This window comes from Streptomyces sp. NPDC027185 (genome assembly GCF_055567035.1).
The window spans coordinates 137805-162037 of sequence record NZ_JBVHRF010000001.1 but is presented as its reverse complement, the minus strand read 5'-3'; the positions used below and the strand labels follow the sequence as shown (position 1 = coordinate 162037).

The window sequence follows — 24233 nt, the reverse complement described above, 5'->3', positions numbered from 1 at the left end:
AGTGATTTCGTGACTCACTGTAACTTTCTTGTCGCTGGCGTGCGAGGGCTTTCGTGAACTGTGGATAACTCTCGCGTCAGGGCCCGGCGCCGCGTGATGCATGTGAGCGGATGTAGCCGCAGGAGAAGGGGAGAAGCGCAGCTCAGACGCGATTGTCAGTGGCGTCTGGTTCCATCGCTCACAGATCGGTCGAATCGATCCGCGGGCGCAAGGCGCTCGCGACGGAGCGAAGCGAAGCGGGGGAGGGGGGACTGTGCGGGCGACCGTAGACTCGCAGGTCGGGCGCGAACGGCGGACGAGGGCCGCTGGCTCGGCAGGAAATGTAACCGTGAGTGATGATCTGGGAGGAGTGGGTATGGCGGCGGGCAGCGGGCAGCGGGCGGAGCACGCCGGTCCGGCCAGAAGCGCCTTGCCGGCCGTGCCCTCTGCTGTCGGTGGCGCGGCCTGCGAGGACTTGGTCACGTGTGCCGCGATTTTCCTGCCCGGCTCGCCGCCACGCGCGGGAAGCGTCGCGCTCTGGCGGCCGGACGGGGCCCCGCTCCCGTGCGGGAACGGTGACGAACGCGAGAGCGGAGCGGGAGGCGGTGGGGCGGCCGTCGGCAGCGGTCCGTCCGCCCGCGTCGCGCAGCTGACCGTCGCCCGACGTCACGGTAACGGTGCCCGGAGCAGCACGGTCCCGGCTGTGCTCCTGCCGATCGCCGACGCGCTTCCGCTGCTGCTCGACGCCCGGAGTGCCCCTGAGGCTCACCCGGCGGCCGCCTGCTGGGGCGCCGCCGCTCACCACGCACTCCACCTCGTGGCGCGGGGGCGGCTACTGCCCGGCCTCACCGAGGACGACATCGACGCCTGGCGCGCCGGGCCGCTCGACCCGGATGACGCCGCGCACCTCGCCGCCATCGCCGCGGCCATGCCCGGCGAGGCGTACGCCACGCCCTTGCCGGGCACCCGACCTCTGCGACTCCCCGATCCGGCCGCCCTCGTCCGGCTTTTCGTCGACGCCGTCACCGACACCCTGCCGCGCACACCGGGCGCCGCGCTCCTCGCCGGGCCCGCCTTCGCCGCCCAGGCACCGCGGGCGATCCCCGGGGCGCGGGAGTGGGCGGCCGAAACCGCAGCCGGTGCCGACGCCGGAGTACGCCTCTCCCTCCGCCTGGACCTGGCCCCGCACCGGCTCTTCGACAGCCCCGGCACACCGCAGCCCACGGACGGACACGACACGGACGGCACGGAGCGGAACGCCGCCGCGGCCGTACTCCAGGTCCACAGCCTCACCGACCCCACACTGGTGATGGACGCAGCTGACCTGTGGGAAGGGACCGGGACCCACCGGTTCGGCCCCCGCTCCCGCGTCGATACCCTCCTCGCGCTCCGCCGGGCCGCACGGATCTGGTCCCCGCTCGGCCGGCTCCTCGATCGGCCGGTTCCCGATGTCCTACCGCTCGACGAGGACGAACTCGCCGACCTGCTGAGCGCGGTGACGCCCCGGTTGAAAGCCGCCGGAGTGGCCGTCCACTGGCCCCGGGAGCTGGCCCGCGGCCTCACCGCCACCGCAGTGATCCGCCCCGCCCCCGGTACCGCGGCCGACGGATTCGGCTTCTTCGACACCGAACAGCTCCTGCAATTCCGCTGGCAGCTGGCGATGGACGGGGCGCCCCTCACCGAGGCGGAGATGGACGAACTCGCCGAGGCGCACCGTCCCGTGGTCCGGCTGCGCGACCGATGGGTCACGGTCGACCCCGCCCTGGTCCGCAAGGCCCGCAAACGAGAACTCGGCCTTCTGCAACCGGCCGACGCCCTGGCCGCCACCCTCGACGGTGCCACGGACATCGACGGCGAAAAGGTGGAGGTCGTCCCCCTGGGGGCGCTCGCCGCGCTGCGCGACCGTCTCACCGGATCCGCCCGCCCGCTGCCCCAACCGCCTGCGCTCCGCGCCACGCTCCGGGACTACCAGCTCCGCGGTATGACCTGGCTCGACACCATGACCTCCCTCGGCCTCGGCGGTTGCCTCGCCGACGACATGGGCCTGGGGAAGACCGTCACCGTCATCGCCCTCCACCTCCACCGGAACCCCGCCGACCCGGTGCTCGTGGTCTGCCCCGCCTCCCTTCTCGGCAACTGGCAACGCGAGATCGAGCGCTTCGCCCCCGGGACCCCTGTACGCCGCTTCCACGGAGGGGGCCGCAGCCTCGACGGCGCGGACAGCGGATTCGTCCTCACCACCTACGGGACGATGCGGAGCAGCGCCGCCCAACTGGCCGGGCGTCGCTGGGCCTGGATCGTCGCCGACGAGGCCCAGCACATCAAGAACCCCGGATCCGGTACCGCCAGAGCACTGCGCGGCATCGAGGCGCCCGCCCGTATCGCCCTCACCGGCACCCCCGTCGAGAACAATCTCTCCGAGCTCTGGGCGCTCCTCGACTGGACCACTCCCGGGCTCCTCGGACCGCTGAAGACGTTCCGCGCGCTGCACGCCAGGGACGTCGAGGGCGGCGAGGTGCCCGGCGCCGCGGAACGCCTCGCGCGGATGGTGCGGCCCTTCGTCCTGCGCCGCAGGAAGACCGACCCCGGCATCGCCCCGGAACTCCCGCCCAAGACCGAGACGGACCACCCGGTGGCGCTCGGCCGCGAACAGGCCGCCCTCTACCGGGCAGTCGTCCGGGAAACCCTCGCCGCCATCGAGGGAGCGGAAGGCATCGCCCGCCGCGGCCTGGTCATGAAGCTGCTCACCGCGCTCAAGCAGATCTGCAACCACCCCGCCCAGTACCTCAAGGAGGCCGCGCCGGGGCTCGTCGCCCGTTCCGGCAAGCTCGAACTCCTCGACGAACTGCTCGCCACCATCCTCGCCGAGGGCGGCGCCACCCTGATCTTCACCCAGTACGTCGAAATGGCCCGGCTGCTCGAACACCACCTCCACACCCGCGGCATCCCGAACCAACTGCTGCACGGTGGCACCCCCGTCGCCCGGCGCGAGGAGATGGTCGACCGCTTCCAGTCCGGCGACGTCCCGGTCTTCCTGCTCTCCCTCAAGGCCGCGGGCACCGGCCTGAACCTCACCCGCGCCGGCCACGTGATCCACTACGACCGATGGTGGAACCCCGCGGTGGAAGAACAGGCCACCGACCGTGCCTACCGGATCGGCCAGACCCAGCCCGTCCAGGTGCACCGCCTCATCACCGAAGGCACCGTCGAGGACAACATCGCCGAGCTCCTCACAGCCAAGAGAGCACTCGCCGACGCGGTGCTCTCCACCGGCGCCACCGCACTCACCGAACTCTCCGACGCCGACCTCGCCGACCTCGTCTCGCTCCGGAGGCCCACATGAGCCCACGCCCCGCCTCCGGACACCTCGATCCGTTCACCGGCGGCCCCCGCCGCCGCCCGGCGGGCCGACCGGACACCACCGGCACCCCGCCGTTCCGGGACCGGCACGACGCCGGACGCAGAACCGCCGAGGACCGACTCGCCCGCGCCGACCGTTCCCGCACCTTCCCGCCACTGCCACCGCACACCACGGGCGACACCTTCGCCACCACCTGGTGGGGCCGTGCCTGGCTCGACGCCCTCGAAACCACCGCCCTGGACCCCGCACGGCTGGCCCGCGGCCGCGCCTACGCCCGCGACGGCCACGTCGACACCGTCAACATCACCCCCGGGCGCGTCCTCGCCACCATCCGCGGCAGCCGGCCACGCCCCTACAGCGCCGAGATCCGCCTCCGCACCCTCCCCGACGAGGAGTGGGACACCCTCCTGGAGACCGTCGCCGCCCAACCGGACCACCTGGCCGCACTCCTGGCCAAGAAGCTCCCCGAAACACTCGCGCACGGCACCGCCCCCTTGCTGCCGGTGCCCGGGGACCTCACGCTGCGCTGCTCCTGCCCCGACCACGGGCGCCCCTGCAAACACGCCGCCGCTCTCTGCTGCCACCTGGCCCGCCTCCTGGACGCCGACCCCTTCGTCCTGCTCCTCCTGCGCGGCCGGGGCGAACGCGAACTCCTCGGCGAACTCACCCGCCGCAGCGCCGTCCACACCGCCCGGGAGACCCACCGGCACCGCGAGAACCACGTCCCCGACGCGCCCCGGGAAGTCGCCGGGCCGCGTGCGGCGATCGGCCCCGGCCCGACGGAACCGTCCCCGGCTGACGCGCACCGGCCCGGAGGACCGCCCCACCCCCACGCCTCGTACCGGACGCCACCGGAGAGCCTCGGCCCGGCGTCGGACGTCCCCTCGGCGCCGGCGCCTCACCACGGCCGAGCCCAGGCCCCTGCCCACCGATCCGCGGGCACCCCGCGCGGAGTGCCCGCCCGCGACGCCCTCGCCGCTCGCCCCCGCCCGCCGCTCCCACCGCCGCTGCCGCTCCCCGACGCCCCGGGAACCACCCCGGCGCTCCCCGACGGCACCGCCCTGCCCTTCGACCCCGCCGCGCTCGAATTCCTCGCCGCCGACGCGGCGTCCCGGGCCCACACCCGGCTGGCCGGCTCCGGACACCCCGGCGCGCCCCGCCCCGCGGCATCCGACCCGGCCGCCGCACTCACCCCCTGGCAGGACGCCCTCCGCCTCGCCGCCACCGCCCACCCCACCGCCGGACTCACCTCCGCCACCCGCGCCCTCTTCCGCGATCTCGCGGCAGCCACCGGCCGCACCCCCGAGGACGTCGCCCGCTCCGTCGCCGCATGGCGCCAAGGAGGGCGTGAAGGACTCGCCCTCCTCGAAGCCCCCTGGGACCCGCCCGCCGGAGACTTCGACCGGGCCCGCAGCGCCCTGCTCGCCGCAGGCCACCCACCCCTGCGCCCCGAACACAACCGCCTCACCGACCCCGACCGCCGCCACCAGCTCCGTTTCGGCCGCGACGGCCTCTGGTACCCGTACGAATCCGACCCCGGAGCCGACGACTGGTGGCCCACCGGCCCCGCCGACCCCGACCCGCTGACCGCCCTCCACAACCTCCGCACGCGATGACTAACCTCACTACGGTGGAAGGACTCGACACACTCACCCGCTCCCTCGCGCAGCGCACCCCCGAGCAACTCGCCGCACTCCTCACCCGGCACGCGGCCCCGCTCTCCCTGCGCCCCGCAGCCACCGGACTACGGGACCTCGCCACCGCGCTGTGGTCGTACGAAACCCTCCACCACCTGGTACTCCACCTCGACCACCCCCGTCTCCAGGTCCTCGCCACCACCGCCCGCATCAGCCAGGACCACGCCGGCCAGGACGCCCCGGCCCCCGCCGCCCCCTCATCCGGCGCCGACTACCAGGCCCTCATGGCGCACCGGCTCTCCTTCGCCCGGCTGGCCAGCGCCCCCGTCGCACCCGACGCCACCTACACCGCCCTCGGCGCCACTTCCGGGGCCGCCCGAGCCACCGCCGAAGCCGCCCTGCGCTCCCTGTGCGACGACGGCATCGCCGCCCTCACCGAGGACGGCCACATCGTCGTACCGCCCCGGACCGCCCAGCTCCTCGCAGCCGCCCCGCCCGGACCGTTCACCGCGGCTCCGCCCCGCCCCTCCCCGCACCCCGCCACGCTCGGCACCCGGTCGCTCGCCTCCACCGCGCTCCACGACGAATCCGCCGCTGCGGCGGCGACCCTCGCCACCACCGCCGAACGCCTGCTCGCCGCACTCGCCGTCCAGCCCGCCGCACTCCGCAAATCCGGCGGGCTGACCGTCCGCGAAACCAAACGCCTCGCCAAGGCCGCCGGAGCCACCGAACCCCACACCCGCCTCCTCCTCGACCTCGCCCTCGCCGCGGACCTCATCGCCCTGACCCGCACCCCCTCCGGCATCACCGCGCTCCCCACCGCCGCCTACGACGACTGGCTCGCCCGCACCCCCGGCGAACGTCTCACCCCCCTGCTCACCGCCTGGTCATCGCTGTGGGGCCTCCCCACCCACACCCCCTACGGGGAAACCCCGACCGCCCTCGTCCGCGGCCACGACCGGCACGCCCCCGCCCTCAGGCACGCCCTGCTGGCCGCACTCGCCGACGTTCCCCTCGGCACCGGAGCGCCCCTCCCGCCGCTGCCCGACGCCGTACAACCGGACGACGACACCGCCGCGCACACCCCGCTGAGGGAACTCCTGGACGCCGCCCGATGGCACCGCCCCCTCGCCTTCGACGCCCAGCCGCAGATCGAGGAACGCGCCGTCCACACCCTCCACGAAGCCGCCTACCTGGGACTCGTCGCCCACGGCACACTCACCCCGCTCGGCGCTGCCCTCCTCGCCGAACCCCGGCGCCTCGACCCGGCCCTCCACGACCTGCTGCCCGCCCCCCTCGGCCACGCCCACTTCCAGGCCGACCTGACCGCCGTGGTACCCGGCCGCCCCACCGCCGCCCTCACCGACCTGCTCACCGCCACCGCCGACCGCGAATCCGAGGGCCACGCCGTCACCTGGCGCTTCACGCCCGCATCCGTACGCCGTGCTCTCGACGGCGGCCACCGCCCCACCGCCCTCCTCGACGCCCTCGCCGCGGCCTCGGCCGACGGCCGCCTGCCCCAGCCCCTCACCTACCTCGTCGAGGACGCCGCGCGGGCCCACGGCCGGGTGCGGGTGGTCCCCGCCGCCTGCGCCCTCCGCTCCGACGACGAGAGCCTCATCGCCGAACTCGCCGCCCACCGCGCCCTCAGCCACCTCGGACTCCGCGCCCTCGCCCCCACCGTGCTGGTCAGCAACCACCCACCCGCCGACACCCTCGAAGCCCTCCGCGCGGCCGGTTACGCCCCCGCCCTCGAATCCGACACCGGCGTCACCGAGGTGGAACGCCGCCCCACCCACCGCACCCGGACACCCGTCCCCGTCCGCGACCCCGACGCCACACTGGCCCTCGCCCATCGCCTCCTCGGCACCCCCGCCCCGCCCCCCGCGGGTTGTCCACAGCCCTGACACGCCGCTGCTCGCGTCAAGTAGCGTTTCACCGTACGGAGTCGAGCACGGCGAACGGGGAGGGTGAGGCCGGAATGGGGACACACGGTGTGAGCGGCGGAAACGTGGCGAACAGCGTCTCGGGCGACGTCCAGGGCACAGTGATCCAGGCCGGAACGATCGAGAACTTCTGGCAGGCCCCACCACCCCCGCCCCCGAAAGCGCCCACCCCGCGCCAGGTCCCGGCGGAGCACCCCCAGTTCGTCGACCGCGAGCCCGTACTGGAAGCCATCGACAACTGGACCGGCGACCTCCACGCCGCCCCACGCGTCGCCGTCCTCAGCGGCATGGCCGGCGTCGGCAAGACCACGACCGCATGCCGATGGGCACGCCAGGACGAAGCCCGCTTCCCCGGCGGAGCCTTCTACGTCGACTTCGCCGCGTTGCGCAAAGAGGCGGGCGGCGACGTCTCCGCGGGCGTGAGCCAGTGCCTGCGCGCCCTCGGCGTCGCGGATCAGTACCTCCCCCGCACCCTCGGCGAGCTGTCCGCCATGTTCCGCACCCGCACCGCCGGCGACCGGGTGCTCATGGTGCTCGACGACGTGACGGAGCCCGCCCAGGTCCGGGCCCTGATTCCGGGCGCCCCCGGAAGCGTGGTCCTCGCCACGAGCCAGGACCGGCTCGGCGAGCTGACGATGGACGGAGCGCAGCTGATGCCCCTGACACCTTTCACGCCCGAGCACGGCCTCGAACTGCTGCGCCGCTTGTGCGGGGAGGCCCGCATCGCCCCGGACGACGCGGACGCCCGGCGCATCGTGGAGTACTGCGGCGGTTTTCCCGTGGCCCTCCACGTCGCAGCCGCCCGCCTCACTGCCCATCCCCGGCTGACCACCGCGGCCCTCGCCGCCGAACTCGCCGACGAACACCACCGTCTGCAGGCCCTGCGTATCGGCAGGGACCGCAAGGTCGCCGCCGTCTTCTCCATCGCCTACGACGGCCTCCCCGCGCAGGACGCCCGGCTCTACCGGCTCCTGGGCCTCCACCCGGGACGCAGTTGGGACGCCGCCTCCGCCGCCGCACTGGCCGGCACGACGCCCGCCGAGGCCCAGGAACAGCTCGACGGCCTGGAAGAAGCGAACCTGATCACCGTCGCGCCCGACGGCCGCTACACCTTCCACGACCTCATCCGCCTCCACGCACGCGAACAGGCCACCCGCACCGATCCCGGCCCTGAACGCGTCGAGGCCGTAAGGCGGGTGGTGGACCACCTCCTGGCCCGCGCCGCGCAGGCCGACCTCTCCGTGATGGCCGGAAGGATGCGCATCGGAACGTACGTCGAGCGGCTGGACAGCGCCGGGGGAGTCCCCGCCTTCGACGACCGGCAGCAGGCACTGGACTGGCTCGACGCCTGGCGGGGCGAACTCCTCGCGGCGCAGCGCACCGCTGCCGAGCACGGCTGGCACCGGCCGGCCTGGGAGCTCGCCGAGGCCCTCACCGCGCTCTACCTCAACAGGCGCTACCTCCACGACTGGGTCAGGTCGGGTGAGCTGGGCGCCACCCACGCCGCCGCCGACGGCAATCCGGCGGCCGAGGCCCGGTTGCGGGCCCTCCTCTCCCGTCCGCTGATGGACCGCGACGAACCGGAGCGTGCCCGCGGCGAGTTGGAGACCGCCCTCGCCAAGGCCGACCTTTCCGGCCACACCCTGCTCCGTGCCTCCGTCCGGGAGTTCTACGGCCGGTACTGGGACAGCTGCGATCCGTCCCGGGCCATCGCGACGTACGAGGAGGCGATGACGTTCTACCGCGCCGCCGGGGACGCCCGGGGCATCGCCATCGGCCTCTACTTCATGGGCTGCGCCGAGGACGCCGCCGACCGTACCGAACAGGCCCTCAGCACGTTGCGGGACGCCTACGACCGGTTCATGGCTCTGGACGACCGGAGGATGGGGGCCCGTGCCCTGGCGGCCATCGGGAGCGCCGAACACCGGCTCGGCCGGAGCGATGAAGCCGTCGCGGCCCTCGAAGAGGCGGTCGGCATGCTGCGGGAGCGCGGCGCCCTCCACTACGAGGCACCGGCCCGGGAGAAACTGGCCGTCATCGCCGAGGAGCGGGGCGACCGCGAGCTGTGGCGCCGCCACCTGACCACCGCGCTGACCATCTACGAAGAGGGCGGAGCACCCCGGGCCGAAGAACTGCGCCGCCGGCTGTCCCGGACCGGGGAGGAATCCGAGGAACCACCGCGGGCCTGACGTCGATGGCTCCTGGAGCTGCCCTCCTCACGGCACGGCCGAACGCGGCCACCCGCACCGGAAACCGCGCGGCAGGCGGTCCTGCTCAGGCCCGGCCCGCGCACCCCTCGGTGACCGGCGGTGTCCGACACGTATCCGGCGCCGAGGCGGGGTGCGGGGGCGCCGTACCGTCCTGGTCGATGACGCGGAGCTCGGTGGACCCGGAGTGGTCGCCGAGAGCGAAGGTGACGGTTGCCAGCGGGCGTCCCGACCGGAGCAACGCGTAGACGAGCGTTGCCGTGATCATGGCGCCGTGGCGGTCCTCCGTGAGCAAAGCCACGACCGTCCGGCCGTCGCGGAGCCCCACCCGGCAGCCCGCACCGGTGACGGAGGTCGCGGTGAGCAGAGAGCCCGGATAGCGGGAGAAGACCTCCGCGCTCCACCGGTCGGCCTCGGCGGTGGACGCGGCGGTGGTATCTCGTACCAGTACGGACGCGTTCTCCGGCAGTTCCCGGTCGCGTTCCAGGTCGCTGCACGACAGATGCCGGAAGGTGTCGCCGGAGGGCAGCGGGGGGTCCGCGGCAGGGGAATCGTCCCCGCCGCCGGTCTCACCTGTGGTGCCGGTCGTCGCCTCCGGGCCTGCCGCATCCGCGAAGTGGCCGACCGCGGCAGGCGTCCGGCCGATGTCCACCCGCGGGCCGTCGGGCGTGTCACGGACCTCGGTCGTGAGGTGAACCGCGGTGATGTCCGGAAGCGGGTCAGCCGGGCAGGGGGCCTCCGGCGCGAACCGCGGCAGAGGAGCGGGACGCTCAGGAAGGCTGAGGCGGAGAAGACCGTAGATCGCGGTACGCAGCCGACGCAGCGCGTGGCCGGGGGCGACGAGAGCCATCGCCCCCAGGTCGCGCATGGATTCACCGTCGCCCGGCCCATGGGCGGCGTCGCTCAAGGCGCGTTCGATCTGCGGACGGAGCGGGGCACGGGCTTCCAGACGCGGCACCCGCCTGCCCAGTTCGGCCATCGGCGTACCCGGAACCGCCTCCTCCTCGCTGAACGTGCCGAGCAGCAACGGCTTGCCCAGCGCGGCTCCGTAGAACGTCACCGAGCCGTGGTCACCGATCAGCAGATCCGCGGCGATCAGGGTGGCCTGCCAGCCGTCCGTCGGCGGGATGCGCAACAGCCCCGCGCTCAGCGGGGAGGCGAGCAGTGAACGGAGCTGGTAGACGCCGTGCGCGGAAACGATGTTGGGGTGGGTCACCAGCGCCACCGCGTAATCGTCCATCGGCAGTTCGGCGAGGAGCCGGGCGGGCAGTGCGGGGTTCTGCCCGAGGAGCGACCGGTCGCGCCAGGTCGAACTGAGCGCGATGAGACGGCGGTTGCCGGTGACGCCGAGGGCGTCGCGGTACGTGGTGCGCAGGTCCGCGCCGTTGACCAAGGTGTCGTGGCAGGGATCGCCGATGAGCAGCGTGCGGCCCTTCGTCAGGGGGTGAGCGGCGGCCAACTGCTCGGCCTGATCGGGGTGGGAGACGGCGAGCCACGCCCGGCCGCTGCGCAGCAGTGCGTCGGGGACGACACCGGCGAGACGGTCCTGGTCACTGCGGGAGTCCGGTACGACCTTGTGGAATCCGACGCCGTGCGGCAGCACGAGGACGGGAGCGGTGTGCCCCTCGACGGCGAGATCGGCATTCTCGGTGGCCGTGATGACCAGGTCGGGGGCGAGATCCCGGTACTGGTGCCAGGGCAGTACCCGGGCGCCCACCGAGCGGATCAGGTCGTGGACACCGTCGTTGAAGGCCGAGCTGGGGTCGAAGGCGAAGACCAGGTCGACGCGGGACTCGTCGCGGAAGACCGGGCCCAGGACATCGAGCACCCGGACGGTGGAGGTGACCGTCCGGGCGATGACCACGACGGTCCGCTCCGTGGGGAAGGTCCGCCAGCGCTCGGGGTCCGCCCCGACCGGCACCCGCAGCGGAGGGATCAGGCCGTGACTGGTGTCGAGCATGTCCCCGCACCGGCATCCGCACTCCGCGCGGTTCGCGGTTCGCGGTTCGCGGTTCGCGGTTCGCGGTTCGCGGTTCGCGGTTCGCGGTTCGCGGTTCGCGGTTCGCGGTTCGCGGTTCGCGGCCAGCCTGCCATTAGCGCCTTTCACCGGTTCCCGCAACCCTCTGTCCTTCTCCGATGTTTCCGTGAATCCACCACCGTAAGTCAGTGGCTGAGACACCGTCGGAGCAGGTACGCCCCCGCCCGCTTCGTACGAGTCCGTGCCGCGAGGGGCCGGGCCGGAAAGCGGGGCGCGCAACCGCAGGGGAAGCGGGGGTGTGAGGGGCGGTCAGGAACGCGGCCCCCTCTCACCACTCCGTCGCCGTCTCGTCCCCCGCCCCCGTCCGCCCCGGAGTCGGTCCCGACTCGCGCGGTGGGACCGGCGGCATTCCGTCCGCCACCGGTTCGCCGTCGGCGAGACGGGACCCGTCGGCGAAGGCGCCGGTGGGGGACACCGGGCGGCGCGGAGGCAGGGCCGTCGAGGGGAGGGACGCCGAGGGCGGCGGAGTGATCAACGGGTGGGGGGAGGCGACGGGCAGCCGTCCCCCGGGCACGGGGCGGGTGCCGAGCGTGGCCGGAGCCGCGAGGTCCGGGTGAGCGCCGCGGTCCGTGGGCCGGTTCGCGGCCGAACGCAGCATGCGGTGCACCGGCCCGCGGGCGAGGCGCGCGACCGCAGAAGGGAGCGGCCCGGAGGCGTTCGGCCGCCGCGTGTCCTGGCCGGTGGCGAGCGTCCACGGCGTGTGGAGGAGACGGCCGACGGTCCGCTGCAGCCCGCGGGCGAGCGCCGGAGCGTCCAGACCCTGGCGGTGCAGCCCGTCACGCAGCGCCACGGCGGCGTGCGCGGTGGCACTCAGCCCTCGGCCGTCCGCGGCGGGGAACGTGGCCACGGCGTCACCCAGCACGACGAACCCCGTGGGCCAGGCCGCCAGCTCCTCGTACCACCGCCGGTGGTACCTCGCGCTCCGGGAGAGCCGCACCTCGCTCAACGGCTCGGCGTCGGCGATGAGCTCTCCGATGACGCCGTCCCCCACCTCGCGGGCGAAGGGCACGAAACGGTCGGCGGTGTGCGACGGCTCCGCACCCGGCGCCCCCGCCAGTGTGACCAGCCAGCATCCGTCCTCGATCGGCACCAGGCTCGCGTACCGGTCGAGCCCGCGCCCGGCGCCGGGGGCCGTGCCGAGTACCGCTGGGCCGCTTCCGGAAGGGGCGCGGAAGACGCGGGTGGCGAAGGTGAAGCCGTCGTCCACGACCGTCTCGCGGACCTCCGGCAGGCCCAAGGAGACCAGATGCTCCGGGGTCCGGGAGGACCGCCCCGTCGCATCGATCACCAGATCCGCGTCGAGCCGCTGCGCCACACCGCTGAGCGTCTCCCGGATCCGTACGCCCGTGACGTCCTCCGGCGTGCCGGTCAGGCCCTCGGCCTCGGCGCCGTCGAGGAGGGTGACGCCCGGTAGCGACAGCACCTGCTCGCGGACCACCCGTTCGAGCAGATCGTGGGAGGAGGAGAGGAGCGAGCCGGGCACTGTCCGGCGCCGCACCCGGCTCGCTGCGGGGGCGGGCTCCGCGGCCGGCGGCAACCGGCGGGCGCCCACCTCCAGCAGCCGTCCCGTCACCCCCGGCAGTAGCTCCTCGACGGTTTCGGCGACCGCGGCGGAGAGGAACGGCGCCTGCCGCGGATGGGGGAGCGCCCGCCGTGACGCCGACTCGCGAGGCACCGTCTCCTCCTCGACGATCACCACATCGGCGTGCCCGGACAGCGCCGCCGCCGCGAGCATCCCCGCGACACCGCCCCCCGTCACCACGGCGAGATACGGGTGGGTGAAGTGGAGCCCGCCGCTGCTCATACCGCTGGGCGTGTTCATGGGCAGCCTCTTTCTCCGCAGGTGCGCGCGATGACCGGGCGGGCGAGGGGTGCCGGGAGGAACGGGGGCACCGGCGCAGGGCGCGCCCGGCGCCGCGCGGCCGCCACGACGGCGCCGGAGACAGCCGTGAAGGAGGCTGATACCGACGGGAGGGCGGACAGCCTCGCGCGCACCCGGCGGACCCCCGCCGTCAGGGGTAACTCCGGTAGCTGAACGTCCTGACACCGCGGCGCGAACGCCGGTACGCCGACGGATTTCCGCATCATGACCCCCCTCAGCCCGTGCACACCCCGTGAAACCGCCCGGTGGTGCGCCCCGTCGTCCGCCCGTCGCGCACCCCGTGGGCGGCTGCCCCGTGGCGGAGCGCGTGCAGCCCCTGGGAGCGTGGCCGTCCCGGCCCGGCGACGGCGGACACGACACCGGATCGTAGGCCGCGGAGATCGCATGCGATACCCGCAAGTATCCGAGGGGCACACGGGAGCCACCCCGCTGATACCGGTGCGTAGATCTGATGCAAAACGACGCAATGGGCGGAAAGCGTGCGGGCAGTTTCTCGCGAGGAGAGAAAAGCCGGCGGACTTTCTCGTCTGACGCGGCACAACGGGCCGGGAAACCCACTGGGGTTGGCGTGAAATGGTCGGACGGGACCTGGAACACGGGAGGCGTGCCTACCCTGTGCGGGCACAGCACCGAGACCCCTGAGGGAGAGTCGTGCACGCGATCGTGATGCGAGAATTCGGCGGCCCCGAGGTGCTGCGGAGCGAGGAGGTCCCCGAACCCGGACCCCGCCCCGGCCACTTGGCGGTCGAGGTACACCTCGCCGGGATCAACTACGCCGACATGCACGTCCGGGGCAACACCTACCTGGCGCCGGTCGACCTGCCGTACATCCCCGGCAACGAGGTCATGGGAACGGCGGACGGCGGACGCCGCGTCATCGGGCTGTCCCGGGGCGGCGGCTACGCCGAACAGGCCCTGCTGCACCGCCGCGTCACCTGGGACGTCCCCGACGGCGTCAGCGACGAGCAGGCCGTCGCGCTGGCGCTCCAGGGCAACAGCGCCTGGCACCTGCTCTTCACCACGCTGGGCGTCACCGCCGGGGAGAAGCTGGTGGTGCCCGCCGCCGCGGGCGGGGTCGGCTCGCTGGCCGTCCAGCTCGCCGCGCACGCCGGGGTCGAGGTCATCGCCCTCGCCGGAAGCGAGGAGAAGCGGAAGCTGGCCGTGGAGCTCGGCGCCCGCGCGGCCGTCGACTCGACCACCGAGGACCTGACCGAGCAGATCCTGGAGGCCGCCGGCGGACCCGTCCACGCCGCCCTGGAGATGACCGGTGGCGACACCTTCCACCGCACCCTCGACGCCGTCGCCCCGCGCGGCCGCCTCGCGGTGTACGGCTACGCGAGCGGCGAGATGGCGCAGGTACCCACCCGGCACCTGATGGAACGGTCCCTCACCGTCTCCGGCTTCTGGCTGCCGCAGCTCTACGGCGACCGGACCGCCCTGCCGACCTCGATGCGAGCGCTCTTCGACGCGGTCGAGGCCGGCACCCTCACCCCTCTCACCGGGGCCCGCTACCCGCTCGACCAGGCGGCGCGCGCCCACCGCGATCTGGCCGCCCGCACCCCGACCGGCAAGCTCACGCTCGACGTCAGGAACCGGACCACCGCGGCCGTGCCGGGGAGCGTGGCCTGAGACCGGTCCGGGCGTCCGCCACCGGCGAGCCGCGTGGCATCCGGCGGCGCCCGGCGCCACCACCGTGCGCCCACGGGCGCTGACCACTGCCAGGGGAGAGAGCACACGATGGGTAACCGCATCACCGCGCCCGACACCGTCGCCATGTCCACCGGCCCGGCCGCTGCGGGCGCCACCGCCCGCAGGAAGACCACACGGCGTCCGCGCGTCGCCGGGGGCACCGCGCGGACGACAGGATCCGGCCATGCGGAGCGGGTCTTCCTCGTCCAGACCGCCTTCGCCGAACTCGGCGGATCCGCTCACGGCCCCGGCGAGATCGCGGAGTTCACCGGCCTGGACGACTCCGTCGTCTACCGCATCCTGCAGTCCGGCATCTACCAGCAGATCTTCGAGCGCGTCGACCGCGGCCTCTACCGGCTGCGCACCTCGGCCGCCCGGCTCGCCTTCACCGCCCTCGACCACCGCCTCGACGGCGCCGTCTCGCAGACGGTGCTGCGCGAGCTGCGGATGGCCACCGACGGCGGCCTGGCGTTCCTCTACATGGTGGCGCCGTTCTCCGGGGCACAGCGGCAGTGCGTCGACATGGCCGTCGGCGACTCCGACCTCGCCGAACTGGGCATGACACCCCGCGACGTGCTGTCCGTGACGCGTTCCCTGCGCACCGGGGCCTCCGGTCGGACGATCCTCGCGTACCTGCCGGAGAAGCTGCAGCAGCGGGTGCTGGCCGAGCCCGTGCCGGACCAGGCGGGGCCCGGCGTCTACCGGGACAACGACGCGCTGAGCGCCTCGCTGGCCGAGGTCCGTGATCTCGGCCACGCCCTGGGCTACGAGGAGTGCATGGCCGGGTGGAACTCCTGCGCGGCGCCCATCATCTGGGACGGCGCGATCATGGGGGCGGTGCTGCTGCTCAAGCAGAAGTCGGTGATGCCGGAGGCGCCGCACAGCGTCATCGAGGCGACGAAGGAGGCGGCGGCCGAACTCAGCCGCTACGGCGCGGCCCGCCCGGGAGCCGACGAGAGCTGAGCCGCCGGACGCCGCCGTCCCCCGCTCACCGCCCCGCGGCCCGGACGCGGTGACGCGGGCGGCGGCCGCGGCGTACCGTCGGACGGCCGCCGCACCGACGACGGCACCGGAACGGCAACGGGGACAAGGGGAACCGATGGACGCGGAGTTGACGGCACTCGCCACGGCCGGGGCGACGGCCCTCGTACAGCAGATGGCCACGGAGGGCTGGGCACAGGTGCGCGGGCGGTTCGCCGCCTTCCTCGCCCGGCGGCGCGGGGACGACGAAGAGGCGCTCCGGCAGGAACTCGACGCCTCACGGGAGGACCTGACGGCAGCGCAGCAGGACGGTGACGAGGAATCGGCCGCCGACGTCCTCGCCACCTGGCGGAGCCAGCTGCGCCGGCTGCTGCGCGAGGACCCGGGCGCCGCCGAGGAGCTGGCGGCCCTGGAGGCGGAGTGGCGGCCCGCACCGGACGCGGTGTCGGTCCGCGACGTGCACAACGTCATGAGCGGCACCGTGCAGCAGGGCACGGTGATCCAGGCCGGGGTGATCTCCCACCTCCACAACGGAGGCGGGCCCTCCCCGCGCTGACCCACGGGAGGCCGCACCCCGCCGGCGTGCACAATGACGGGGTGCGGCTCCATCCGATCACCTGGGAACGACTGACCGACGCGCTCGCCGAACGCATCGCCGCCACCCCGGCGCAGGACGGCGGCCCCTGGCTGCGGATCGCCATCGACGGCGCACCCGCCGCCGACCCGGGACAGCTCGCCGCAGCGCTCGCGGAGGCCCTGCGGCTGCGCGGCCGGCCCGCGCGCCGCATCGGCACCCACGGCTTCCTGCGCCCCGCCTCGCTGCGCCTCGAGTACGGACACACCGACCCGGACGCCTACCACGACGAGTGGTTCGACCGGCGTGCCCTGTGGCGTGAGGTCTTCCAGCCGCTGGACCCCGGCGGTACCGGCCGGATCCTGCCGGACCTGTGGGACCCGGCCGCCGACCGGGCCACCCGCAGCGCCTACGTGACCCTGCCGCCCGGCGGTGTCCTGCTGCTGCACGGACCGCTGCTGCTCGGTCATTGGTTCCCCTTCGATCTCACGGTGCACCTGAAGCTGTCCGCCGCGGCCCTCGCCCGCCGCACTCCGCAGGAGGAGCGCTGGACGCTGCCGGCCTTCGCGCGCTACGAGGACGAGACCCGTCCGGCCGACGCCGCGGATGTCGTCGTACGGGCCGACGATCCGCGCCGCCCGGCCTGGAACGGACCGGCCTGACCCGGGGGACCGGGGGTGCTCCGTGCCGGGGCCCGGATCAGACCAGCTGCCGGATCTCGCCCCGCACGCGGTAGAAACCCCCTGCCGCCGGAGCGAGTCCGTCGACGACGTAGCGCGCTCCGGGGCGGCGTATGTGACGGGGGAACTGCACGTTCCAGGACGGCTCGAAGCCGTCGGACACGACGTGCACCCGCAGCCGCCCGCCCTCCTGGGCACACTCCACGACGATGCCGGAGGCGGCGGTCGCCGTCACCGTCTGCACCGTGGCCGACGGGGTGTAGGTGGGCAGCGCGGCGGCCGACTTGACGTCCCTGGCGACCGGGACCGTACCGGCCCGCGCGGCCGTCACGGCGGCGTCGCTCGCGTCCACGCAGACCAGCGAACCGTCCGTGGTCACCATGTACAGCTTCTCGTCGAGGTACTGCATCGACAGGGCGGAGCCGCCGCCGGTGCCGAGCTTCCACAGCCGGGTGCCGTCGGCGGCGAAGCAGTACACCGAGGACGCCGAGTCACCGGCGAAGACGTACCGGCCGCCGGGCGCCGTGGCGCAGGAGTAGACGACGGTGTCGCAGGCGTACGTGGCCTCGACCGCGCCGTCCCGCTTCGCCAGCCGCTGCACCACACGGCGGTCCGTACCGGCGTAGACCGAACCGTCCTCCTGCCAGCCGAAGAGGACCGCGCCCCGGGTGGGGGCGTGCCACAGCTCCCGGCTGCCGTCGGCGGCGTACGCGGTCACGCCGCAGCTGTGGCCGTGGAAGACGGCGCGGTCGTCGCGGCGCACCATCCAGGCGGCGCTGCCACTGCTGCGGCGCGACCACTGGTACTCGTCCTCGTGGTCGATGACCGTCAGACCGCCGTCGCGGTCGGCGACGTTGAGGACGCCCTCGCGGATGTCCAGCCAGAAGATGTCGACGTCGGGGGCGATGTCGTACGCGGCGAACGGCAGTTTCGAGGAGAGGTCGTACACCGAGCCGTCGTCGCAGCCGGCGTAGATCCAGAAGTCGTCCGCCACCAGGCACTTGACGCCCGCCGGGAGCTGGTAGCGGGCCAGCACCTCGCCGTCGTGGCCCAGGGTGTGGACGTCGCCGTTCTGATTGCCGACCCAGCAGCGGTCGGCGTCGACGTGGATACCGAACGCGGCGGAGCCGGTGCGGAACCGCCACAGGACGGGAGCGACCGCGCGCGCCGTCGACGGCGCCGAGGTGACCTGGCGGCGCGTCACCGGCCGGGCGGCGCGCTGCCCCTGGACCGCCGGGGCGTACCCCTTGCGGACCTTCTCGCCGATCTTCTTGGCCGCCGCCGCCCGCGCCTTCTCCGCCGTCGGGAAGGAGGAACGCTGCGACTGCCCGGCCGCGCCGATCCGGCCGTAGCGGACCGCCACCTCCGTCCCGTCCACCGTCACCTCGTAGAACTTGTGCGCCCCGCCGCCCTCCTGGGACAGCTCCAGATACGTCGTGGATTCGGACATGGTGATCCCCTCCCCGGGCGGTCCCGTTGACCTTCCCCGCTGCTGAAAACCGTACGGCCGACCACTGACAACGGACCGGTTCCGCGGCCGCCGCCCGGCCCCTGACGGGCGCTCAGCGGGCGGCGGTTAGCGTTGAGCCCGTGACGTTTTCGAGCAACGCGACCGGCGACGGCCCGGCGCTCCCCGGCAGCCGGGGACCCCACGCGACGACGGACGCCCTGCCCGCCTCCGTCGGCGCCGTACGGATGTCCTACGCGCCCGACCCCGACGGCGACCCGGACCCGGGCGAGATCGTGTGGACCTGGGTGCCGTACGAGGAAGGGGACGGGAGGGGGAAGGACCGGCCGGTGCTGGTCGTCGCCCGGGAAGCGGCGGGGACGCTGCTCGCCGTGCGGCTGTCCAGCAAGCCGCACGACCAGGACCGGGAGTGGCTGGCCATAGGCACCGGGCCGTGGGACCGGGCGGGCCGTGACTCGTGGGTCGATCTGGACCGGGTCCTGCGGATCCACGCCCGGGGCATGCGCCGGGAGGCGTGCGCGCTGGACCGGGCCCGCTTCGGCCTCGTCGCACGACGGCTCCAGGAGCGCTACGGCTGGCGCTGAACCGGCCGGGCCCGGCCTGCGACCGGCGGCCCACGGGACGGCCGGTCGCACGGCGCCGGACCACGGCGCCCCGGGCCGGACGGTCAGACCCCGGCCAGCGCCAGGATCTTGCTCACGGTGTTCCAGTTCCGGGAGGTGGCGGTGACGCCGAGCGGGGCCCGGCCCACCGCCTGCGCGAGCTTGGAGCGGCCGATGCCGTCTGCGCAGTACAGATACAGCTCCCGCCCGACCAGCCGGAAGCTGTCGGGGGCGAACGCCGCCTGATCGAGGGCGTCCAGCCGTGAGGTGTCGGCGGGCGCCGCGGACAGGAACGTGACGTGCAGGGTGCGGGGCTCCGTCACCGCCTGCGGGTACGGATTCGCCGCCACGGCCGCGGCGAACTCCGCCGCGGTGCGCACCACGACCGGGACCGTCAGCCCCAGGTCGGCGAGGATCCGCTCCTGGAGCAGCCGCGCGGTCTCCTCGGGCGGCGTGCCGGGATCGGCGAAGACGAGATTGCCCGTCTGGAGGAGGACGGTGACGTCCCGCAACCCCGCCGACCGCGCCAGCTCCAGCTGACGGGCCTTGGGGAAGGCGTTGTGCCCTCCGACGTTGATACCGCGCAGCAGCGCGATCTGTGTGGACATGGTGCCGCCTTCCGGGCGCCGCGCGGTCAGAACAGGGGAGCGGGCAGGACGCCTTCCAGGGCCAGCAGGATGCGCTTGGCCTCCAGACCGCCGCCGAAACCGCCGATACCGCCGTCGCTGGCCACCACCCGGTGGCAGGGGACGACGACGGGCAGCGGATTGGCACCCATCGCCGCGCCGACCGCCCGTGCCGCGCCCGGCTCACCGACCCGGTCGGCGAGGTCCTGATAGCCGACCACGCTGCCGTACGGCACACCCGCGTCGAGCGCGTGCAGCACCCGGGCGTGGAACCCGGAGGTCAGTGACCAGTCCAGGGGGACGGTGAAGACGGTCAGCTCACCGGAGAAGTACGCCGTCAGCTCCGCCACCGCCACGGACAGATGCGGTATCTCCACGCGCGGGGCGGTGCCGAAGAGCCCCTCCAGCCGGGCCAGGGCCCGCCGGGTCGTCCGCTCGTCGGCGTGGAAGGAGACCTGGACCAGGCCCTGCTCCGTCGCCGCGAGCAGCAGTGGCCCGATGGGGGAGTCCGTCCGCGTCCACGCCCAGTCGCGCCGCGGGTTCCGCGCTGATTCCTGCGCTGCATCCGTCACGCCTTCAGCGTAGGGCGTGGCACTGACAACGCGGCGGCGGGCGGATCCGGGAGCTGCTCCCCGGATCCGCCCGCCAGGCCGTACGGCCAGGTCAGAGACCGTTCTTGCGCAGTGCGGCGCGGATCGTGTCCGCGGTGTTGCTGATCACGCCGTCCGCGCCGGCACCGGCGAGCTTCACCGCCGTGGCGGCGTTGTCGACGGTCCAGGTGTAGACCTCCAGCGGGCGGCCGTGCGGCCCGCGCAGCGCGTGCACCGCCTTGATGTACGCCGGGGTGGTCACCGTGTAGGAGGGGTTGATCTGGTCGCAGAACCGCGCGTACTCGGGCAGCTCGGCGACGGTGGGGTTGCCGAGGAAGCCGGTCTTGATGTCCGGCCGCAGCAGGTGGACGGTCTTCACCGCGTCACCGTTGAAGCTCTGGATGATCAGGCGCTTCTTGACGTGCTCGCGGTCGAGCCAGCCCTGGTGGCGCAGCTGGGACAGGACCTGGAGCTCGATGCCCGGGTACAGCTCAGGCGACTTCAGCTCCAGCAGGAGCCGCTGGTGGTTGTGGGTGACCGCGGCCATGTACTGCTTGAGGGTCGGCACCCGCTCGCCGGTGAACTTCGCGCCGAACCAGCTGCCCGCGTCCAGCTTCTTGATCTCGCTCAGCGTGAAGTCGGCGACCTTCCAGGGCGCGCGGCCCGGGAAGACCTTCTCGACGTCGGTCGTCCGGTTGAGCGTCGTGTCGTGCATGACGATCAGCTGACCGTCCTTGGTGCGCTGCACATCGTTCTCCACCCAGCGGGAGCCGCGCCGGTGGGCCTCGTCGACGGAGGCCAGGGTGTTCTCGGGCGCGTGGGTGGGGGCGCCGCGGTGGGCGACCGTCACGGTTCTGTGGCCGCCGCCGGCGGCCTGGGCGGTGGCTGGGGGCAGGACGAGCGTGGACAGCCCCAGGAGTGCGCCGGTGAGGGTGGTGGCGACGGTGCGAAGACGCATACGGACTCCTCGTGGACGTCGTGGACGTGACCGGGTGTGAGGTGTGCGGAGAGGGGTGCGACGTGGCCTGACGCCGTGCCGGACGGCCAGAGGTTCGCAGCCGGGCGGTACGGAGAGGGAGGCGAGGGATGGACAGAAACTGAACGAGAAGTGGCCGGTGTTCCGTGTTTGAGACGCGCGGTGACAGGTTGTCCGGAATCGCCGTGCAACAGATGGACGCTCCGGCGCCGTCCAACTTGCCGGAGTGACGGCGAACCCGCATCCCGACCGACGGTTCGTCACCCTTCGCGTCTCTGACCGGTTTTGGCCTTACCGGAAGACCGGAGGGTGTTACTCCGGATCATGGGAGTGGCGCCTGACGGCCACGGGGGAGAGTGGGGTTCGCGAGGTCCGACGGATCAGGCCGCCGTGGGCGGCCCCGGAGCGCCTGGCACCCGGATGCCACGCCCATGGCGCCGGGCGTGCGCTCCCGTCCTCCCGGCCGGCCGCTCCCGTCCGCCCTGCTGGCCACTCCCGGCCGTCTGTCCTCTCCGCCGGGCACCTCCGCCGCGCGCCCGGCCGTGCGGCGCCCGCCCGGACCTCACGTCCCGCCGCGCCCGTAGCGGGAGACAGCGGGCGGTTGCGCCGTACGGGCGTGTGCTCCGGTAACCGCGCGTGGCCCGGGTGCCGCCCGGCGGGCCGGGCATCCGGTGGGCCGGCGGGGTCCGCCCACCGGATGAACGCGCTGGTCGGACGGGTTTCCCGGCCGGATGTCAGTGGTGGGTCGTACGGTGGTTTCCATGCGGCCCGTATCGAAGATCGAACGCACGGTGGCGCCTTTCGAGGTCGTCAGCCCCTATCAGCCCAGCGGCGACCAGCCGGCGGCCATCGCCGAGCTGGAGCAGCGCATCCGCGGCGGTGAGAAGGACGTCGTCCTGCTGGGCGCGACCGGCACCGGGAAGTCGGCGACCACCGCGTGGATGATCGAGAAGCTGCAGCGCCCGACGCTCGTCATGGCGCCCAACAAGACCCTCGCGGCCCAGCTCGCCAACGAGTTCCGCGAGCTGCTGCCCCACAACGCCGTCGAGTACTTCGTCTCCTATTACGACTACTACCAGCCCGAGGCGTACGTCCCGCAGTCCGATACGTACATCGAGAAGGACTCCTCCATCAACGAGGAGGTCGAGCGGCTGCGCCACTCCGCGACGAACTCCCTGCTCACCCGGCGGGACGTCGTCGTGGTCGCCTCGGTGTCCTGCATCTACGGCCTGGGCACACCGCAGGAGTACGTCGACCGCATGGTGCCGCTCAAGGTCGGCGACGAGATCGACCGCGATCAGCTGCTGCGCCGTTTCGTCGACATCCAGTACACCCGCAACGACGTGGCGTTCACCCGCGGCACCTTCCGGGTGCGCGGCGACACCATCGAGATCTTCCCGGTCTACGAGGAGCTGGCCGTCCGGATCGAGATGTTCGGTGACGAGGTGGAGGCGCTGTCGACGCTCCATCCGCTGACCGGCGAGGTGATCAGCGAGGACCGTGAGCTCTACGTCTTCCCCGCCAGCCACTACATCGCCGGGCCCGAGCGCATGGAGCGTGCCATCGCCGGGATCGAGGCGGAGCTGGCCGACAGCCTCGCCACGATGGAGAAGCAGGGCAAGCACCTGGAGGCCCAGCGGCTGCGGATGCGGACGACCTACGACATCGAGATGATGCGCCAGGTCGGCTCCTGCTCCGGCATCGAGAACTACTCCATGCACATGGACGGCCGCGAGCCCGGCTCCGCGCCGAACACCCTGCTGGACTACTTCCCCGACGACTTCCTGCTGGTCATCGACGAGTCGCATGTGACGGTGCCGCAGATCGGCGCGATGTACGAGGGCGACGCCTCGCGTAAGCGGACCCTTGTCGAGCACGGCTTCCGGCTGCCGTCCGCCATGGACAACCGCCCGCTGAAGTGGGAGGAGTTCCTGGAGCGGATCGGCCAGACGGTCTACCTCTCCGCGACCCCGGGGAAGTACGAGCTGGCGCGGTCCGACGGTTTCGTGGAGCAGATCATCCGCCCGACCGGGCTGGTGGACCCGGAGGTGGTGGTCAAGCCCACCGACGGGCAGATCGACGACCTGGTGCACGAGATCAGGGCCCGGACCGAGAAGGACGAGCGCGTTCTCGTCACGACCCTCACCAAGAAGATGGCCGAGGACCTCACGGACTACTTCCTGGAGCTGGGCATCCAGGTCCGCTATCTGCACAGCGACGTCGACACCCTGCGCCGGGTGGAGCTGCTGCGCGAGCTGCGGGCGGGCGAGTACGACGTCCTGGTCGGCATCAACCTGCTCCGGGAGGGACTAGACCTCCCCGAGGTGTCCCTCGTCTCCATCCTGGACGCCGACAAGGAGGGGTTCCTGCGGTCCGGTTCGGCGCTGATCCAGACGATCGGGCGCGCCGCGCGGAACGTCTCCGGTCAGGTCCACATGTACGCCGACAAGATCACCCCGGCGATGGAGCGGGCGATCGACGAGACCAACCGCCGCCGGGAGAAGCAACTCGCCTACAACAAGGCCCACGGCATCGACCCGCAGCCGCTCCGCAAGAAGATCGGCGACATCGTGGCGACCTTGGCGCGCGAGGAGATCGACACCCAGGAGCTGCTGGGGACGGGCTACCGCAAGGGCGACTCCGGGGGATCGGCCAAGGCGCCCGTTCCGGAGCTGGGCGGCAAGGCGGCGAAGGGCGGCAAGGCCGGTAAGGGAGCCAAGGCGGGCAAGGCGACGGCGCCGACCGACCGGCCCGCCGCCGAGCTGGCCGAGCTGATCGAGGAGATGACCGAGCGGATGCGGGCCGCCGCCGCGGATCTTCAGTTCGAGGTCGCGGCGCGGCTCCGGGACGAGGTCGGCGAGCTGAAGAAGGAGCTGCGTCAGATGCGGGAGGCCGGTGTGAGCTGACCACCGGGCGCCGTACCGCCGCGCGCCGGCCCCGGCCGGGCGCGCGGCGCACCTGCCTCTCCGCACGGAAAGCTCGCTCCCACCAGCAGTT

16 protein-coding genes are annotated in these 24233 nt (G+C 73.3%); 10 read left to right on the top strand and 6 right to left on the bottom strand.

What is annotated here, in order from left to right:
- The first annotated feature begins 355 nt into the window (after positions 1-355).
- The 4 genes from ACZ4M8_RS00715 to ACZ4M8_RS00700 all read left to right on the top strand — a co-directional run bounded on the left by ACZ4M8_RS00715 (position 356) and on the right by ACZ4M8_RS00700 (position 9112).
- On the top strand, positions 356-3322 hold the full coding sequence (locus ACZ4M8_RS00715; protein ID WP_467603416.1) for a DEAD/DEAH box helicase: 2967 nt from the start codon (positions 356-358) through the stop codon (positions 3320-3322).
- Positions 3319-4956 carry an SWIM zinc finger family protein gene (locus tag ACZ4M8_RS00710; protein ID WP_467602096.1) on the top strand — a complete coding sequence of 546 codons (1638 nt, stop codon included), beginning with the start codon at positions 3319-3321 and terminating at the stop codon, positions 4954-4956. Before ACZ4M8_RS00715 ends, ACZ4M8_RS00710 begins: the two co-directional genes overlap by 4 nt.
- Positions 4953-6884: a helicase-associated domain-containing protein gene (locus ACZ4M8_RS00705; RefSeq protein ID WP_467602093.1), complete on the top strand. Its 1932-nt coding sequence runs from the start codon at positions 4953-4955 to the stop codon at positions 6882-6884. The genes ACZ4M8_RS00710 and ACZ4M8_RS00705 overlap by 4 nt, the downstream gene beginning before the upstream one ends.
- 89 nt (positions 6885-6973) lie before the next feature.
- On the top strand, positions 6974-9112 hold the full coding sequence (locus tag ACZ4M8_RS00700) for a hypothetical protein (RefSeq protein ID WP_467602091.1): 2139 nt from the start codon (positions 6974-6976) through the stop codon (positions 9110-9112).
- Positions 9113-9197: 85 nt separating this feature from the next.
- On the opposite strand, the gene ACZ4M8_RS00695 is transcribed toward ACZ4M8_RS00700, so the two are convergent.
- Both ACZ4M8_RS00695 and ACZ4M8_RS00690 read right to left on the bottom strand, forming a co-directional pair.
- Positions 9198-11090 carry a CDP-glycerol glycerophosphotransferase family protein gene (locus ACZ4M8_RS00695; protein WP_467602088.1) on the bottom strand — a complete coding sequence of 631 codons (1893 nt, stop codon included), beginning with the start codon at positions 11088-11090 and terminating at the stop codon, positions 9198-9200.
- A 346-nt stretch (positions 11091-11436) separates the two neighbouring features.
- Positions 11437-12990 carry an FAD-dependent monooxygenase family protein gene (locus tag ACZ4M8_RS00690; protein ID WP_467602085.1) on the bottom strand — a complete coding sequence of 518 codons (1554 nt, stop codon included), beginning with the start codon at positions 12988-12990 and terminating at the stop codon, positions 11437-11439.
- A gap of 711 nt (positions 12991-13701) precedes the next feature.
- On the opposite strand from ACZ4M8_RS00690, the gene ACZ4M8_RS00685 reads away from it, so the two are divergent.
- The 4 genes from ACZ4M8_RS00685 to ACZ4M8_RS00670 all read left to right on the top strand — a co-directional run bounded on the left by ACZ4M8_RS00685 (position 13702) and on the right by ACZ4M8_RS00670 (position 16956).
- The gene (locus ACZ4M8_RS00685; protein ID WP_467602082.1) at positions 13702-14679 is read left to right on the top strand and encodes a quinone oxidoreductase family protein; all 978 of its coding nucleotides are present in this window, start codon (positions 13702-13704) and stop codon (positions 14677-14679) included.
- Between the two features lie 108 nt (positions 14680-14787).
- Positions 14788-15702 (top strand): IclR family transcriptional regulator domain-containing protein, encoded by a 915-nt coding sequence (locus tag ACZ4M8_RS00680; protein WP_467602079.1) that lies wholly within the window; start codon positions 14788-14790, stop codon positions 15700-15702.
- 136 nt (positions 15703-15838) lie between these two features.
- Positions 15839-16276, top strand: coding sequence for a hypothetical protein (locus ACZ4M8_RS00675; protein ID WP_467602076.1), 438 nt, complete (start codon positions 15839-15841; stop codon positions 16274-16276).
- 41 nt (positions 16277-16317) lie between these two features.
- Entirely contained in the window at positions 16318-16956 is a 639-nt protein-coding gene (locus ACZ4M8_RS00670) for a nucleoside/nucleotide kinase family protein (RefSeq protein ID WP_467602073.1), read from the top strand.
- 37 nt (positions 16957-16993) lie between these two features.
- On the opposite strand, the gene ACZ4M8_RS00665 is transcribed toward ACZ4M8_RS00670, so the two are convergent.
- Positions 16994-18424: a WGR domain-containing protein gene (locus ACZ4M8_RS00665; RefSeq protein ID WP_467602070.1), complete on the bottom strand. Its 1431-nt coding sequence runs from the start codon at positions 18422-18424 to the stop codon at positions 16994-16996.
- 140 nt (positions 18425-18564) lie between these two features.
- Between ACZ4M8_RS00665 and ACZ4M8_RS00660 the strand changes: the two genes are divergently transcribed.
- Entirely contained in the window at positions 18565-19026 is a 462-nt protein-coding gene (locus tag ACZ4M8_RS00660; protein WP_467602067.1) for a type II toxin-antitoxin system PemK/MazF family toxin, read from the top strand.
- An 83-nt stretch (positions 19027-19109) separates the two neighbouring features.
- On the opposite strand, the gene ACZ4M8_RS00655 is transcribed toward ACZ4M8_RS00660, so the two are convergent.
- From ACZ4M8_RS00655 to ACZ4M8_RS00645, 3 genes are all read right to left on the bottom strand, one after another.
- Entirely contained in the window at positions 19110-19652 is a 543-nt protein-coding gene (locus tag ACZ4M8_RS00655) for a DUF1697 domain-containing protein (RefSeq protein WP_467602064.1), read from the bottom strand.
- A gap of 26 nt (positions 19653-19678) precedes the next feature.
- Entirely contained in the window at positions 19679-20242 is a 564-nt protein-coding gene (locus ACZ4M8_RS00650) for a methylated-DNA--[protein]-cysteine S-methyltransferase (protein ID WP_467602061.1), read from the bottom strand.
- A gap of 91 nt (positions 20243-20333) precedes the next feature.
- Positions 20334-21218 (bottom strand): glycerophosphodiester phosphodiesterase, encoded by an 885-nt coding sequence (locus tag ACZ4M8_RS00645; protein WP_467602058.1) that lies wholly within the window; start codon positions 21216-21218, stop codon positions 20334-20336.
- Positions 21219-21997: 779 nt separating this feature from the next.
- Between ACZ4M8_RS00645 and uvrB the strand changes: the two genes are divergently transcribed.
- Positions 21998-24142, top strand: a complete 2145-nt coding sequence (gene uvrB, locus ACZ4M8_RS00640) for an excinuclease ABC subunit UvrB (RefSeq protein ID WP_467602055.1) — start codon at positions 21998-22000, stop codon at positions 24140-24142.
- The last annotated feature ends 91 nt before the right edge of the window (positions 24143-24233 follow it).

Bases quoted from the DNA above. Each gene is read 5' to 3' on its own strand.
- uvrB (WP_467602055.1), top strand. From the start codon at position 21,998: ATGCGGCCCGTATCGAAGATCGAACGCACGGTGGCGCCTTTCGAGGTC.
- ACZ4M8_RS00655 (WP_467602064.1), bottom strand. From the start codon at position 19,652: ATGTCCACACAGATCGCGCTGCTGCGCGGTATCAACGTCGGAGGGCAC.
- ACZ4M8_RS00665 (WP_467602070.1), bottom strand. From the start codon at position 18,424: ATGTCCGAATCCACGACGTATCTGGAGCTGTCCCAGGAGGGCGGCGGG.
- ACZ4M8_RS00705 (WP_467602093.1), top strand. From the start codon at position 4,953: ATGACTAACCTCACTACGGTGGAAGGACTCGACACACTCACCCGCTCC.
- ACZ4M8_RS00715 (WP_467603416.1), top strand. From the start codon at position 356: ATGGCGGCGGGCAGCGGGCAGCGGGCGGAGCACGCCGGTCCGGCCAGA.
- ACZ4M8_RS00675 (WP_467602076.1), top strand. From the start codon at position 15,839: ATGGACGCGGAGTTGACGGCACTCGCCACGGCCGGGGCGACGGCCCTC.
- ACZ4M8_RS00695 (WP_467602088.1), bottom strand. From the start codon at position 11,090: ATGCTCGACACCAGTCACGGCCTGATCCCTCCGCTGCGGGTGCCGGTC.
- ACZ4M8_RS00690 (WP_467602085.1), bottom strand. From the start codon at position 12,990: ATGAACACGCCCAGCGGTATGAGCAGCGGCGGGCTCCACTTCACCCAC.
- ACZ4M8_RS00645 (WP_467602058.1), bottom strand. From the start codon at position 21,218: ATGCGTCTTCGCACCGTCGCCACCACCCTCACCGGCGCACTCCTGGGG.
- ACZ4M8_RS00710 (WP_467602096.1), top strand. From the start codon at position 3,319: ATGAGCCCACGCCCCGCCTCCGGACACCTCGATCCGTTCACCGGCGGC.
- ACZ4M8_RS00680 (WP_467602079.1), top strand. From the start codon at position 14,788: ATGGGTAACCGCATCACCGCGCCCGACACCGTCGCCATGTCCACCGGC.